Source organism: Halobacillus salinus (genome assembly GCF_004684905.1).
Classification (GTDB): domain Bacteria; phylum Bacillota; class Bacilli; order Bacillales; family Halobacillaceae; genus Halobacillus; species Halobacillus salinus.
The window spans coordinates 173,386-187,154 of record NZ_SRJC01000001.1 but is presented as its reverse complement, the minus strand read 5'-3'; the positions used below and the strand labels follow the sequence as shown (position 1 = coordinate 187,154).

Below are 13,769 nucleotides of genomic sequence, written 5' to 3'. Positions count from 1 at the left end.
CAGGGCCCAACCAGATTTTTCTTTTTCACGTGAACCTTTACTGTCAGTTATTGGTATAGTTAGTAAAGAACCGCTGGAGGTGCATGACATGGATACTGGTTGGGTTGTTTCTTTGGTTGTCGTAGGCATTTGGATGATTGTGATTTTGGCCATTATGATTCCGTTGGAACGGAAACACGTCGTGAGGAAAAACGGGAAAATCGATTATCATAAGACGGACATTTACTTGAGGTGGAATGTATTTGATACGTTGACCCTTTGCTTAGTGATCTACACGATCATTTGTGTGCAGGCGCTGAACTTACTGATATCATCCGGACAAACGGTTGAGAATGTTTACGTCCAATTTTTCACGAACCAATCTCAGGCTTGGACGATTGTGGCGTTCCTTTACTTGTTCTTCCGTCTCTCCAACACTTTGAAAACGATCCGCGCCCGCTTCGGAGAGAGCATTGAATAGAACGGCTGAACAGTGGATGACGGCGTATCAGGATGGAGAAGAAGAAGCGCTGGAGCACATTTATACCTTGTACCGAGAGCCGTTGTACTCTTTCCTATACCGTTATACCAGAGATGAGAATTTCAGTGTCGATGTCGTTCAAGATACGTTTGTAAAACTTCAGATTCATAAGCTCCAGTATTCGGCTGAACGAGGAACTGTCAAAACGTATCTCTTTCAGATCGCCTACAGGATTATGATCAATAAGTTGAATCGTCGCAAGAAGTGGCGGTCCCTTCTGCCTTTTCTCGCACCTTATCAGCCTGAGACTTTTTCAGCAGAGGATAAGATGACGATTCAGGAGGCTGTAGCTAAGCTGCCTGAGCTTCACCGGGCTGTTGTTCTCTTATACTACTACCACGACCTTCCACAAACAGAGATCTCTACGATACTAGATATTCCCTTGGGAACCGTGAAATCACGATTGCACAAAGCCATTCAAAAGCTGAAAGAAGAAGTGGAGGTGTCGATGGATGAAGAAAAATCCCTTTGACCAAAATGAATACCTTAGATCGAGATTGGATCGATACGAGGTGGACGTTCCTGAATTCGGAATGAAACGCAACCGCACAGACCGGTGGGTTCACTATTTGGCTTCCCCGACGAAGAATCCGTTCGACCCACTGGTAAACACTATGCGCATGTGGACGCTTGCTAAAGTGATTGCTGTCGTGCTTTCTGCAGGAGGTGCATGTTTGCAGGCGCTTCTCATGTTGTGAAAATGACCGACTCTCCACACTACTAAGGTATTATTTATTCACCAAATACAAAAAAGTGCCTGACCACATTCGAGGTCAGGCACTTTTTCTAGGCTGGGACGATCGCAAGCATGATCGTCATGAATAAAGAAAGCACAATCGAACAGACGACCAGCGCATACAGGAGGGCTGATTTGTTCTCTCTCAGTACGAGGAATTGGCAGATGGCTAGCACGACGGTGATGCCGAGCCAGAAGAGGGACGAGGTCGTAAGCTCTACCTGCACCGACATGGCAGGTTGCCAGATGCCTTCGTAAAGGGCTGAGAACAAGGGTGATACGCCTTGGGATTGGACGGTCTTGCTGACATCAAGAGGCGGTGAGGACTGCCCCATGAACCCTGTGACGAGAAAGACGAGTCCGATGACGATACTCTCCGCACGCAGCCAGCTTGGGGACATCCCCTTTTTCAAAAGAAAGGCGTTGACTGCGGCGATGGTCAGTACTCCGGCATATAGTAAATGCTTGAGCAGCAGCGCCTCTCCATACGGAAGCAGCCAGGAATTCCAATATTCGGGGACGGTGTATTGCATCAAGATCAGTCCCGCTGCTGTGATGAGGATCATGCTGGCGATGGAAAAAGGGGTGTACCAGGCGAGAAATGCGCCCCAGTTCGATTTACTGCGGGCGAACCACGCCATGATGAACAAGATCCCGGCCCATGATGCCATGGCGATGACGTGCACGGACTGGGCGGTGACGCCGATCACAGGGGCGAGGGTCGCCACGTGTCCGGAGAAGCTCGTCATCACAATGAGGATGACGACACCTGTCAGCGACAGGACCCCTGTGCGTTTCGACGAATCTCTCTCGCTCATCGCGAGGAACACGACGTATAAGAGCGAGGCGACAAAGGTGATCAGCCAGATGATACCGGGTCTTGAGTCGAGGACGACGCTCGCAAACGGAAAGCTTCCACTTTGAGAAAAGAAAAGCAGTATCCTGAGCACGGGACCGAAGCTCAAGATCCCGATTCCGAACGCACTTGCGAGAAGCAGCCCGTTCGGGACACGAAATGCCGGTCGCTTGTCCGCTGGCACGAGAGATAGAATACTGTGCCCCATCAGTAAGGCGAAACAAAGATAAAGCAGGGCCTCCGTCACCATGAGGAGCGGAATCATTCGTTACGCTTCGGCTTTCTTACGAAGAATACGACCACTCCGACAATGAGAATCAGTGCGGCAATTCCGGCGATAAGAAGCGAGTTCCTCAGTTGATTCGAATCATCGACAGCCTCATCCGATGCCGACTCTGTGGCACTTTCGCTCTCACTTTCTGGTGCATCTTCCGTATCTACAGACTCCTCCGCTTGTCCTTCTTCATCAGAAGATGGTGCTTCCTCGATTGGGGCGTCCACCTCGAACGAATAGCCCTCCTCAATCGGGTGACCATCCTCCCCGACAATCTTCCAATCGACGTTGATCGTTCCATTCGGGAGAGGTTCGACCGTTTTCACCATCATCGTATTTTCATCTATCACAACGTCTTGCAGCGCAAGTTCCGTACCATCCGCTGCCGTCAAGGCCACCGTACTGCCTTCTGAAATAGGCGTCGTGAAGGTGACCGTCACTTCATAAATCGATTCTGTCACAACAGAACCTTCAGAAGGATCGGCCTCCTCCATTCCTGTATGGGCAAAAGCATGAATTGGCACGAGTAATGTCAGGACCAGCATCCATGCTGTAATCATTTTCTTCATCTGAAACACTCCTTGTTTTCTACTATATTACGAGATTGGGTTATACAAATAAGTATTGCTTTTCTTATTATAAGCGATACCAGCCTACCTCTACAGTGAAAACTCTGTTACAAAATAAGAGGGACAGACTTATCGCTTCTAAGTCTGTCCCTCCGGCTTTCACAAAAAAAGCTGCCGAGGGATTCTCGGGCAGCTAAAGAAGAATTACGGGAAAACTTTCAACTTCTTCAATAGGTGGCTAATCCACCCGATGAACAAGAAACCTCCGACATACATCAGTATGGTATAAAAGAAACTCCATGTATCATCATAATCTACAGTTCCTACTAGCACAGCCAATCCTTCTAAGCTGGACATGCCACCAATGAATAGGATATATACCAACAGAGTATTCACGCTTTTGTACACCAGCATATAGGTGAACCAGGCTCCGGCGAGCGTGAAAACCCCTAAATCCAAAAATAAAGAATCCAATAAAATGATCCTCGGCATAGGATTCACTTCCCAAAGACCCATGTGAATGCCTGCCTGATTCAGAACAACTGCAATCAATGCGGTAATAGGCGCTGTTGTGTAAAAGATTTTCGGTGCTTGTTTATAGAGATAAATGCCTGTAATCCATGGAATGACAAAACCGACTATGATAATAAATGCCATTTACACCACCTCTTGTTAGTACTGTGTCTTTTTTCATTTTTTATACTAGGTGATGTAGAGAAGCGTATAAAAAGAAGGGAACCTCCTCATCGGAAGTTCCCTTTCACAATCTCTCTAAATTAATGGAATAGACCAGATTCCCTTGATTTCTTCATCAGTTTCCTTGAATTCTCATGCAGTGGTCCTTTCAAGAAGACACCGATGGAAAGGAATAGTGCGGCAAATGCGACTAAACGGATCACGTCGGTTTGTACACGTGCCTCCACGATTCCTCCGGTCGCTTCCCTCAACAAATCTACCGCATACGAGAACGGCAGGAATGGGTGGATGTTCTGGAAGAATTCCGGTAGTAGAGCGACCGGATACGTTCCACCTGAGCCTGCAATCTGCAGGACGAGGAAGACGATGGCTCCCGCTTTCCCGACATCTCCGAGCACGGATACCAGCGTGAACACGATTGTCATGAAGACCATGCTGATTCCCATGCCGAACAGAACGAAGTACAAGGATTCCGCTATACCGATTTTCAAGATGAACAAGTTACCCAGCGTTACGACCAATGTCTGCAGCACACCGATACTCAGGAATGTCGCAAGTTTGCCGAGATATTGTTCGTAGGATCGATACTCAGACGTATGGATGGGTTCCGTCGATAGAAGGGAAACCAGTAGAAGAGCTCCTACCCATAGCGAGAGTACCGTATAGAACGGTGTCATGCCCGTTCCGTAGTTTTCGATCGGGAACATGGTGTTCTTACTCAAGTTCACCGGCTCTTCGAAGAAGCTCTGCTCCGCTTCCGGGTCGTTCTTCAGCAGCTCAATGATATCATTGATATCCGTCTCTCCCTGGATATCGCGGATCCGGTCGGCCATCTGATTGACTTTCTCATTCACGTAAGGATATTCATTCAGCATATACTCCAGGATATCCTGCCCTTCCGCCAGGTTGCCTTCCGTACTCCCGAGGACCTGTTGGATACGCGGAATGGTCGATTGCGCTTCTGTCAAAATACTGCGCGCTTCGGATAACGTCTGCTGCGCCTGATCGATCTCCTCGAGGACTCTCGGCTCGATGTTTTCATTGTACTCTTTCAGGAATGCATCGATCCGATCCGCTGTCTCTCCGGATTTCTGTTCCAGCGTACTCAGCGTATCATCGATTTCCTTCTGACTTTCATTGAGTCGTCCCTCGATTTGTCCGGCGTCATTCTGGACCGTCTGCAGCCTTTCACGTATGGTACTGACGCTTGTCAGTGCTTGGTTGATGGCTTGTTGGGACGCTTCCGAATTAGGCTGTGTATTCTGAGTTCCCTCCCCATTTTCTGGATTCTCTGCATCCGGTTGCTGCTGCTGCTGTTGAACCTGCTTCAACAAATTCTCTACCGTATTCAACTGCTCCAATGCCTGGTTGGTCCGTTGATTGATGCCGTCTTTCAACTGTGTGACCCCTTCTAAATCAAGGTCCAAGGATTGGACGTCTTTAATGAAGCTGTTGACGTCTTCTGCAGTCTGTTGGGCTTTCTTCAAGTCCGATTCGACTTGAGGCGCAATCTCCTTCAATCGCTTCTCTGCATCATTCAAGAAGGTCGTCGTCTCATTGATTGTACCTAGCCCCTGGTCGGTCACTTTCTCTGCGCGAGGCAGCAGCCCCTGCACATCGTTGATGATGGATGCCGCACTTTGTGAATCGTCATAGGCACCCGTAATCAGGTCGTGAATTTCCGGTAGGTTCTCTTCCAGCTTGAAGACGTATTCTTCAAAACGCTTGATGTCTGGCAGATCGTTCTCGAGTTCGATCCCTAGATCGTTGAACAATTCAGCGACCGTCCCGTTCACTTCGGATACGAACTCATTGGTAATCTGATCGACGAGGACGCTGGCACCTTTTTCTGTAATCTTCGGTGCGATGGCGTTGATTTTTTCATTCACATAGTACTCGACGTTGGACTTCTGCGGTTCATCACTGATCACAGTGCCCAAGTTCTCCGAGAACTCCTCTGGAATGACGATGGCGGCGTAATAATCGCCGTACTCGACTTTGTCCATCGCCGTTTCCCGATCGGTGAACTTCCAGTCGAAGCTGTCATTGTCTTTCAACTTCTCTACTAAATCGTTCCCGACATCGATATCCTTATCTCTTACCGTCGCCCCAGCGTCTTCGTTGACGACAGCGACAGGCAGCTGATCCGTCTGACTGTACGGATCCCACGATGCCTTGATATTGAACCAGGCGTATAAGGAAGGCAGAACGATCAGTCCACCTATCAAGATCATGGCCACCCAGTTCGTCGAAATGCTCTTCCAATCCCTTGCGAATATGTTCCATATATTTTTCATACGTGATGCTCCTGTATTTGAATTTTTCATGATTGACTCTTAGGTTGTGGAAAATCCTTCTTATGATTCAATGGACTTCCCCCTTGTCCGGAATGAATATTCATTCCGAAACAATTAGAAAAGAAAGCTGAACCCCATCACGCATGATGACGCACAGCATCCCAGCAACTTTCTTCGACTCCTACTAACAATTGATCCGTCGCTTCGATCTCGCCTGCACGGATCAGTTTGAACAACTCCAGAAATCCACCAAAGATGATCGCAATCAAAGCGTTCGATGGCAGGTCCCTGATCTGCTCCTTTTTCTTCCCTTCGTCGATGAAGTCTTCGAGAATCATCAACAGTCGATCGAATCTGCTCCGGCTCGTGTCATCCAGGAAGTAGGCTGCATTATGCGTCTTGATGAAATGAAGCGCATGCTCGCGCTCATTCGTGAACCGCACCATCCCTTGGAAAAGATGATGGAACTGATCCCGGATCTCTGCGTCCTTCGGATAATCTTCTTCTAGTGTCTTCGTGAACAAATCGACATAGTGTTGGAACAGCGTATTGACCAGCACTTCCTTGTTCTCGAAATATCTATAAATCGTACCCGCTCCGACATTCGCATCACTGGCGATCATCGGAATCGTCGTGGCATCGAACCCGCGCTCTGCGAATAGCGACAGCGCACTGTCGAGTATCTGGTCCCGTTTGGTTGTGGATGTCGACATATTTAATTCCTCCCTTTGATACGGAATGAACGTTCATTCCTATATGATAGTATATATTATGAGTTCCTTCAATCATTAAATTACAAAGAGCAACTATTCTAAGAATAGCTGCTCTTCTTCCTAAAAGATCACATTATTAATTCCCTTATTGATCAAATCCGCATAACGGATCCATTGAACCAACAGCAGTCCCGCAACCGCCACATTGGCAACAATCGTCAGAGAAAGATACCTTTTCTTCTTCTGGTGGTTGCCAAGCGCCTTCTCACTCACCAACACATAATATGTCGCAATGAAAAAGGCAGCGACGACCAAGGTGGCCATCACCCACTGGTTGAAGGTTGCCATGTGCTCCCCGAGCTTAGCCAATCCTTCCTGTTCACCGCGGACATCCGTATTGAGGATCGGTGCCGGCTCATTGAATCCCTCATGCAAGACGAACTGGCCTTTGTCATTCACGCCGTAACTCAGATACTCCATGTCCATGGCGACATAGTACGTTCCGACAAACAAAAGCAAACCGATGATAAACACGCTTCCCCATCTTACCATTACCGATTTCATAGGCCCCTCCCGTTTTCCGTAATGACGTTTCCAGTACCATCATTTCAAAATATTGGATATAAATCAATATTATTTGTATAGAACCTGATCAATAGATCTCAAAGAGCAGATCAAGATCCTCCGCTCATCTGATGGTATCTCTTTTCGTTCAGCTTCCACCTGAGATTAGCGGTGAAGCTGCCAAGGAAAAAGGCCATGATCAGATACCAGGTACCTGTAACGAGCCATTCACCAATAGGAGTCCCTGCTTCCAGGTAATGATCGAATAAGAGAAGGAACGCTGCCAAATACAGCACCGTGAAGGTCAGGCTTCGCTTGATCATATAAGATTGTTTGCCTTTTTCTTTACGTATAGTCCATTTAATTAGAAAGGATTTTTCTTCGCGTTTCACTAGAGTCCCCCCTTTTATTTCCAACATCATTGTATCACCTTTTTCCATAAAAAAAGCGATTGCCCTTATCGGAACAATCACTCGGAGCAGGGAAATGCGAAGATTTCCCTCTAGTATGTTTTATAAATGGTTTCTTGGAAGTTACACGTTCACCTTTTGAAACTTAGGCTGAATAAGAGCACTTCCGCTATGGATCTTCATTCTCCCAGCAACGCTATACGGGTTGTTTGGGGATCTGAAATATTCCCTCGCCCCATGATACGTCGTGTACCATAGGTTATTGATAATGCGAAATTCTCCCTGTGCTTCGTCGTAAGCGATCGGATGATACAGAAAGCCGAAAATAGAGTCAGGTACCTTAATGATTCCATGTGACCACTGGTGGTCAAGCCAAATGGTATGCACATTTTCCATTTTTAATCCCCCTATCCCATAATGCGCCACTATAGTCTTACACTAATTTAACACAGTAAAGGGTAAAAATAAATGAATTTTTCTTCTTTTCTAACATCGATTTTCTAGGATGAGAAAATGGTCCTAACCCTTTGGATTTAGACACTTCTGAAGAGACAGGAGACGAAAAGAATCTATTACATCATGCCAGCTACCCAGACAATGATATACATCGGAACAGCTACGAGGAGCATACCTGCTAATACATAGCTGATGCACCTAAATAAGATTTTGCCAACGTCATAGATTGCGCCTGCCAGGTCATGAATCAGCTTCATCGCTTTCCTCCTCGATACCTGAAACTTATTCTATACAAAAATGGAACTATTTGGATTATCACAGAAAATCGTCGAAAATACAACTGTGTATAATGGGACCGACTCACACTAGAAGTTTCCGAAATTCGATAGATTCTAATAGAAGAGAGCCATGCTGATGCGTGGCTCTCTTTTCCATTTATTCGAACCTCTCCTCATAACGACTCTTCTCCAGCACCTCTTCCGCCGGCATCACCGTCCAATCCTCTATCGGAACTTCCGGATTGTTCTCAACGAAATCCTTCATGATCTGCCTGCCGATCCGGTAGTCGGACTCAGATGGCCAGCTTCTTTCCCGGTCACCGTCCATGAGGGGTTCCTTGTAGCGCGGCAACGTCTCGGAACGGTTCTCGCTCAAGTACGTCCATATCTCCTCTTCCAACTGCTTTGAAGAAAATGGAGGCGAAATGTTGCTCTTCACATCGGGGTAGACTGTACGCGCGAACATCTCCGCTTTCCCTTCTATCAGCACCTCGTGCAGCAAGCTATTCGATTCTTCTATGTATCCTTTTTCAAAGGCAACCGTATGGTGGTATTCGTGGGCGACGATATTCAAGAGCGCCTCCTTCTCAATGGAAGGGGCGAGCCTGAGCACGAAGGCATCCTCATTGTATGCTCTGCCTGTTGCACCACCGATCACTTGATAAAAACGCTCGAAACCGGCAATCCCCATATCGACGGGGAATATGTGGATATCCGTGCCATTTGAAGGGAGCTTATCCACTGATTTCTCCAGCGATTGTTCAATCCACTTGTGGATATCGTCCTCCCGCTCCTTGAGGGTGTGGATACCTTCGCGCAGTTTCTCCAAGTCTTCCGGCGGTTTGAAGGATGGGTCGCGGAGGATGGCCGCACTTCCCGCCTCCTCTTCAAAGGCACGTTTCCGGAATGGATCGGTCACCGACTCTTTGTAATACTTGTCCAACTGATTGGGATGCTCCTCTGCCTGCTCTGCATACTCCATAAGCGCGTCAAAATATGTATAGACCGTGTATTCCTGTCCCTCTAATTCTACTGTGACCGGGGCATCAGGGTCGGGCTTCGATTCCGCTTCCTGATCGGCACATCCCACAAGTAAGAGGATTGCCGCCACCATCAAGCTTTTCCTCATAAAAAACTCCTTCCAGAAATAGATTCCCATAATTTTCTTATAGGTATCTATACGGTTCTGGAAGGATTCCGTTTCACTTTTGTAAAAAACTTCTATTTTCAGTCATCACATAAACTCCCGAGCGATCCACACAATCAGAATGAAACAGATGATGCTCGCTACCACGTGCACCCATTTGCCTTTCATCTGACCTTTGGCAATCTCAAAGTCTCTCATGATGACCGCACCCCAACCTACTACCACTAATAGGACCATGGCTATTGATAGTACTATATCCTTCATCAGGAATCTCCCTTTTCTTAAATGGCTTCTATACACCAATACCCGGAGATTCCTTTTACAAACTATTCCAATTGCATTTCCGGTCAGATTCGGAATGTCTGCACATACAGGCCATTGTGATGGCGCTCCATGAAGTTGCCTCCTGTCAATTCGTCGACTAACCCAAGCCAGAACGCATGAGCAGGTGTGTTGTTTTCGATTTGAGTGATTTCCCACTCCCCAGGGAACCGTCTGAACAACTTCCTTGCAGCCTCTTTCCCGTAGCCGTTGCCTTTGTGTTTTGCTAGAATGAAGAATTCTTGAATGGTGTTAGGTTCTGTGGAAGTGGCACTCTCTACAAGCGCGAATCCGATCAGTTCATCGTCAAGCTCTATGAAAAAGGCGTGGTGATGATCATCTGAGAAATACTTTTCTAAATTGAATGGTTTGTAGGAGCCGTTGTCTTCTAGTTTTATTTCAGGGATGTATGTACTGAATTCGTAGATATAGAATTGCATGATGTTGTGTAATATATCTTCTTCTTCTTGCTTTACTTTTCTTATGGAAACGATGAAATCACCTCCTTGGATATAAAACACATACTGCTATCCAACCTTAGCGATTATCTTGCTTGGTCAGAAATTCTTCTAAATCGGGAGATTGATGATATTTAATCGCAGCTTGTTTATCTTTATTGATGACTGCCTCTGTCAGATTAATGTCATTTATGCTCGCAATCGCAACTGCATAGTGTATGACATCAACTAGTTCTTTCTCTAAGGAGGCTTCCTCTGAACCTTCTTTTCGACCTTCTACCTGGTTCAGGACCTCTGCTACTTCGCCGACTTCCTCTACTAGTTTCATGAATAATGCAGATGATGTAGCCTCTTCTTTGTACTTAAGTTCTAGATACCTTTGTAGGTCTTGGAATGATAACTGATTCATTTAATCCTCCTGTTTCATAGTTTTATTGTCTGAAACAACCTCCAAAATATCCTTCTTCCTATAAACACTGAGCGCCAGACCAAACACCACTGCATGCAGCACCATCGGATGAAATCCATAGCTCAAGAACGGCAGATAGAATGACATGAACGGAAGCAGACCGAACGACATGAATAAATGGTAGAGTAATGGCACCGAATAGAAAGCCACTCCGCCCATCACCAGCATCTTTCCGAACCTGTCACTTGTCTTCAGATTCACCGTGAAGAGCCGCACCATCAAGGACAGCAGTACTAGGACGGTGAGGAGGGAAACGATCCAGCCATAATTATACGTCAGGGTGACCCACACATAATCCGCATGCCCTGATGGGATTCCATGAAGGTCGCCACCTTTGCCAATCCACTTCGCTTCAGATAGCATTTCCTGCATCCGGAGATACACGTAACCATGTGAATCAGGATAGTCTTCTGGAAGGAAGAAGGCAAACAACCGTGCTAGTTGATATTCTTTGAGAGGCGCAAACCACAACAAGATAGCCGTAACCAAAACTGTTCCCCCAGAAAGCCAAACCAATGCTTTCCGGTTCAGGTGGAGAGACCATGCCATAGTAAGAAACGCCATCAATAGAATACCCGCCGATATATAATCTGACAGATTCAAGTATAGATAAAGAGGGACTGCTAACAGGCACAACCCTTGCCATAACTTCGCACCCGGTCGAGACAAGAAGGAAGAAAAACCCAGAATGAACAGAGGGGTCATGTAAATCATTTTGATGAATCCCGGACCGACTTTCAATACCGGTTGACCGATTATGTACGAGACGGGGCCATAGAGGAATGCTAACAGTCCAAGAATTCCTATTGCATAAAAGATTGCTCCCCAAGTCTTCAACTTCCGATAATCGATGAAAAAGAGAGCTGCAGCTACACCAATCCCCATGAGTGTGTAGACAACTTGACTTTCTAGCAGGTTACCGATTTCCTGATTGTAAAGAAGTACAGGGAGAAAACTGAATCCTGCACTCATTATTAATAGGACAATCATCCACCAATCCGTTTTGTTACGATAAAGCTTGTTGAAATGCTTGCCCACTTCATCCGGGTTCCCCATCCGTTTTACCGCTTCGGATTCTGCTTCCTCGTCAGATAATGAGGCGCTCTCCATGAGTCTTCGCTTCTCCTGTTCGATGTGGTAGAGCAATTCTTTGGACACCGCATACTTGGCATCTTTATTCTTTATGAACCGCTTCACGTGCTCTATATACAGCTTCTTGTCCAACCTCATGGTTCCAGCACCTCGACCAAAGCGCTTATAGCAGATGGACGGTCAGAAGAACGCTCATAATTCTTCAAGAGCTTGTTCCCCTTCTTCGTAAGACCATAATACTTGCCACCGTCCTCTCTCCAACCAGACTTGATGTACCGCTTTTGCTCCAGGCGATGAAGGATTGTGTAAAGACGTCCTTCGTAATCTTCAAACTTCACAAGCCCCCTTGCCCTTAGACTCTTGGATAACGTGTAGCCCGTTTTTTCCTGAGTCAACAACTGGAATATGGAGACCAGAACTTCCTCCTCTCCCTCTTCCTCCTGGTCGAGCTTCTTCTCGATTTCCTCTCGGAGGTTTCCGCTGAATTGAAGGGTACGAAATTCGAGCTTGTCCATCGACCTCTTCAGATTCTTCAACCTTTCTTCCATTACTGATCCCCTCCTAATCGTTCTTTCAAGATCACTTTCGCCCTCTTCAAGCGAGTCTTTATTGTGTTCTCATTCTTCTTCAATACTTTGACAATCTCCCTTGTCGTCGAATCTTCATAATAATAAAGGTAGATCACCTCACGATATTTCTCAGGAAGTTTCATGATAGCTGCCACCAGCTCCCGGTCCACGGAATCTTGGATGACTTTCTCCTCTGTATCCAACTGACCGTTCTGAACCCGCTTCAGCTTATCTTCTGACAAAACCACTTTGCGGTTGTACCAGCTCTTCAGATAATCTTTGCTATGATTGATCGCAATGGACCATAACCATGTCTTGACCTTCGACTTACCATTATATTTATGTAGATTACGATAGCACTTCAAGAAGATTTCCTGTGTCAGATCCTCTGCGACCGCTTGGTTCTTCACATAGGAATAGACCAGTTGGAGAACGGACTGGCCGTAGGCATCCATAATCTCTTGAATGGCTCCTTCTTTATCTTCGACATCCATAAACTTCTCGATCGACTCTTCCATTTTCACCCCTCCTGTTCTATTAAACGATTCTGCACTGGAATTCGTTTTAGAAAATATAAAAAAAGGCGATCACTCTTATCGAATAATCGCCGTGCAGCTTAAAAGTAACCATCAGGTATCAGTTCTTTCCTCCTACCATCTTTGAATTCATATGCTACTTTCCTGATTACCTCGCATTGTCTTTCGGTAACATGAACAGCCCCTCCATCCGGAAGCGCAAGAAAAGGATCTCCTTCGCCTTTAGAGTATTTACGTAATAACCCTTCATCATGGACATCATAATGGCACCATAGCCGATTGTTATGTACAAGATTAAGAGGCTCATAGCGGCTTACTTCTTCCTCTGTTGTCGTATGCGTGACATCACTTCCAAAAATGATCGCACCTGCACTCTGGCCGAAAATTGTTCCTCCACCATGGAAATACTGTCTTAAAACCTTATCGAAGTTCGTTTCCTTTATAATCCTCAATAAAGTCAAAGTACTTCCTCCACTGAAATAAACAGCTGAAAATCGTTCCAAGTCACCCAGCGTCCTATGGTGGAGGTCTGTCCACATCGTAACCTCCTTGACACCCAAAGGTAAGAATATGCTTTTAATGTAAGCAAGACTTTCCTGAAAGGGTCTGTATTCCTCATTTCCTGCTAAAGGGATATAGAGTATCGGTTTGTCTTTATCGATAAACTTCATAAGGAACTCATACACTTCAGCGTTTCCGCCACCTGACAAAATTAAATTCCCCATCCATTCCCTCCTAACCGAACTTAAAGCTACTATAGAAAAAGTACCTGACCCTGTTCATAAACACTGAAAGGGGCAGGTACTAA

General features: G+C 46.2%; 21 protein-coding genes. 4 read left to right on the top strand and 17 right to left on the bottom strand.

Annotated features, from left to right (window positions below; all coding sequences use genetic code 11):
* The first annotated feature begins 88 nt into the window (after positions 1-88).
* Genes E4663_RS01035 through E4663_RS01025 form a run of 3 tightly spaced genes read left to right on the top strand, consistent with a single transcriptional unit; the run spans position 89 to position 1,218 of the window.
* Positions 89-460, top strand: a complete 372-nt coding sequence (locus tag E4663_RS01035; RefSeq protein WP_139376864.1) for a group-specific protein — start codon at positions 89-91, stop codon at positions 458-460.
* Positions 461-476: 16 nt separating this feature from the next.
* Positions 477-992, top strand: coding sequence for an RNA polymerase sigma factor (locus E4663_RS01030; protein WP_135327539.1), 516 nt, complete (start codon positions 477-479; stop codon positions 990-992).
* Complete coding sequence (locus E4663_RS01025) at positions 973-1,218, top strand: hypothetical protein (protein WP_135326347.1); 246 nt, start codon at positions 973-975, stop codon at positions 1,216-1,218. The genes E4663_RS01030 and E4663_RS01025 overlap by 20 nt, the downstream gene beginning before the upstream one ends.
* Positions 1,219-1,306: 88 nt before the next feature.
* On the opposite strand, the gene E4663_RS01020 is transcribed toward E4663_RS01025, so the two are convergent.
* Complete coding sequence (locus tag E4663_RS01020; RefSeq protein ID WP_135326346.1) at positions 1,307-1,789, bottom strand: hypothetical protein; 483 nt, start codon at positions 1,787-1,789, stop codon at positions 1,307-1,309.
* A gap of 22 nt (positions 1,790-1,811) precedes the next feature.
* On the opposite strand from E4663_RS01020, the gene E4663_RS01015 reads away from it, so the two are divergent.
* Positions 1,812-2,180, top strand: a complete 369-nt coding sequence (locus E4663_RS01015) for a hypothetical protein (RefSeq protein WP_135326345.1) — start codon at positions 1,812-1,814, stop codon at positions 2,178-2,180.
* Between the two features lie 193 nt (positions 2,181-2,373).
* On the opposite strand, the gene E4663_RS01010 is transcribed toward E4663_RS01015, so the two are convergent.
* From E4663_RS01010 to E4663_RS00945, 16 genes are all read right to left on the bottom strand, one after another.
* Positions 2,374-2,955 carry a copper resistance CopC family protein gene (locus tag E4663_RS01010; RefSeq protein WP_135326344.1) on the bottom strand — a complete coding sequence of 194 codons (582 nt, stop codon included), beginning with the start codon at positions 2,953-2,955 and terminating at the stop codon, positions 2,374-2,376.
* A 204-nt stretch (positions 2,956-3,159) separates the two neighbouring features.
* Positions 3,160-3,612 (bottom strand): hypothetical protein, encoded by a 453-nt coding sequence (locus E4663_RS01005; protein ID WP_135326343.1) that lies wholly within the window; start codon positions 3,610-3,612, stop codon positions 3,160-3,162.
* Positions 3,613-3,731: 119 nt separating this feature from the next.
* Complete coding sequence (locus E4663_RS01000) at positions 3,732-5,948, bottom strand: YhgE/Pip domain-containing protein (protein ID WP_193554831.1); 2,217 nt, start codon at positions 5,946-5,948, stop codon at positions 3,732-3,734.
* A 137-nt stretch (positions 5,949-6,085) separates the two neighbouring features.
* Positions 6,086-6,661, bottom strand: coding sequence for a TetR/AcrR family transcriptional regulator (locus tag E4663_RS00995; protein ID WP_135326342.1), 576 nt, complete (start codon positions 6,659-6,661; stop codon positions 6,086-6,088).
* 120 nt (positions 6,662-6,781) lie between these two features.
* Positions 6,782-7,225, bottom strand: coding sequence for a hypothetical protein (locus E4663_RS00990; protein ID WP_135326341.1), 444 nt, complete (start codon positions 7,223-7,225; stop codon positions 6,782-6,784).
* A 110-nt stretch (positions 7,226-7,335) separates the two neighbouring features.
* Positions 7,336-7,617, bottom strand: coding sequence for a hypothetical protein (locus E4663_RS00985; protein ID WP_135326340.1), 282 nt, complete (start codon positions 7,615-7,617; stop codon positions 7,336-7,338).
* A gap of 141 nt (positions 7,618-7,758) precedes the next feature.
* The gene (locus E4663_RS00980; protein WP_079478959.1) at positions 7,759-8,031 is read right to left on the bottom strand and encodes a hypothetical protein; all 273 of its coding nucleotides are present in this window, start codon (positions 8,029-8,031) and stop codon (positions 7,759-7,761) included.
* Positions 8,032-8,207: 176 nt separating this feature from the next.
* Complete coding sequence (locus E4663_RS19905) at positions 8,208-8,348, bottom strand: hypothetical protein (RefSeq protein ID WP_168927319.1); 141 nt, start codon at positions 8,346-8,348, stop codon at positions 8,208-8,210.
* Between the two features lie 178 nt (positions 8,349-8,526).
* Entirely contained in the window at positions 8,527-9,498 is a 972-nt protein-coding gene (locus E4663_RS00975) for a DUF2268 domain-containing putative Zn-dependent protease (RefSeq protein ID WP_158290383.1), read from the bottom strand.
* 105 nt (positions 9,499-9,603) lie between these two features.
* Positions 9,604-9,780 carry a hypothetical protein gene (locus E4663_RS19640; RefSeq protein WP_158290382.1) on the bottom strand — a complete coding sequence of 59 codons (177 nt, stop codon included), beginning with the start codon at positions 9,778-9,780 and terminating at the stop codon, positions 9,604-9,606.
* Positions 9,781-9,863: 83 nt separating this feature from the next.
* Positions 9,864-10,277 carry a GNAT family N-acetyltransferase gene (locus tag E4663_RS00970; protein ID WP_135326338.1) on the bottom strand — a complete coding sequence of 138 codons (414 nt, stop codon included), beginning with the start codon at positions 10,275-10,277 and terminating at the stop codon, positions 9,864-9,866.
* Between the two features lie 97 nt (positions 10,278-10,374).
* On the bottom strand, positions 10,375-10,704 hold the full coding sequence (locus E4663_RS00965; RefSeq protein WP_135326337.1) for a MazG nucleotide pyrophosphohydrolase domain-containing protein: 330 nt from the start codon (positions 10,702-10,704) through the stop codon (positions 10,375-10,377).
* On the bottom strand, positions 10,705-11,994 hold the full coding sequence (locus E4663_RS00960; protein WP_135326336.1) for an FtsW/RodA/SpoVE family cell cycle protein: 1,290 nt from the start codon (positions 11,992-11,994) through the stop codon (positions 10,705-10,707). It lies immediately after the preceding gene.
* A complete protein-coding gene (locus E4663_RS00955; RefSeq protein ID WP_135326335.1) occupies positions 11,991-12,404 on the bottom strand; it encodes a PadR family transcriptional regulator in 414 nt (137 codons plus the stop codon). Before E4663_RS00955 ends, E4663_RS00960 begins: the two co-directional genes overlap by 4 nt.
* Complete coding sequence (locus E4663_RS00950; RefSeq protein ID WP_135326334.1) at positions 12,404-12,943, bottom strand: sigma-70 family RNA polymerase sigma factor; 540 nt, start codon at positions 12,941-12,943, stop codon at positions 12,404-12,406. The genes E4663_RS00955 and E4663_RS00950 overlap by 1 nt, the downstream gene beginning before the upstream one ends.
* A gap of 98 nt (positions 12,944-13,041) precedes the next feature.
* Positions 13,042-13,686 carry a Type 1 glutamine amidotransferase-like domain-containing protein gene (locus E4663_RS00945; protein WP_135326333.1) on the bottom strand — a complete coding sequence of 215 codons (645 nt, stop codon included), beginning with the start codon at positions 13,684-13,686 and terminating at the stop codon, positions 13,042-13,044.
* Positions 13,687-13,769: the final 83 nt, after the last annotated feature.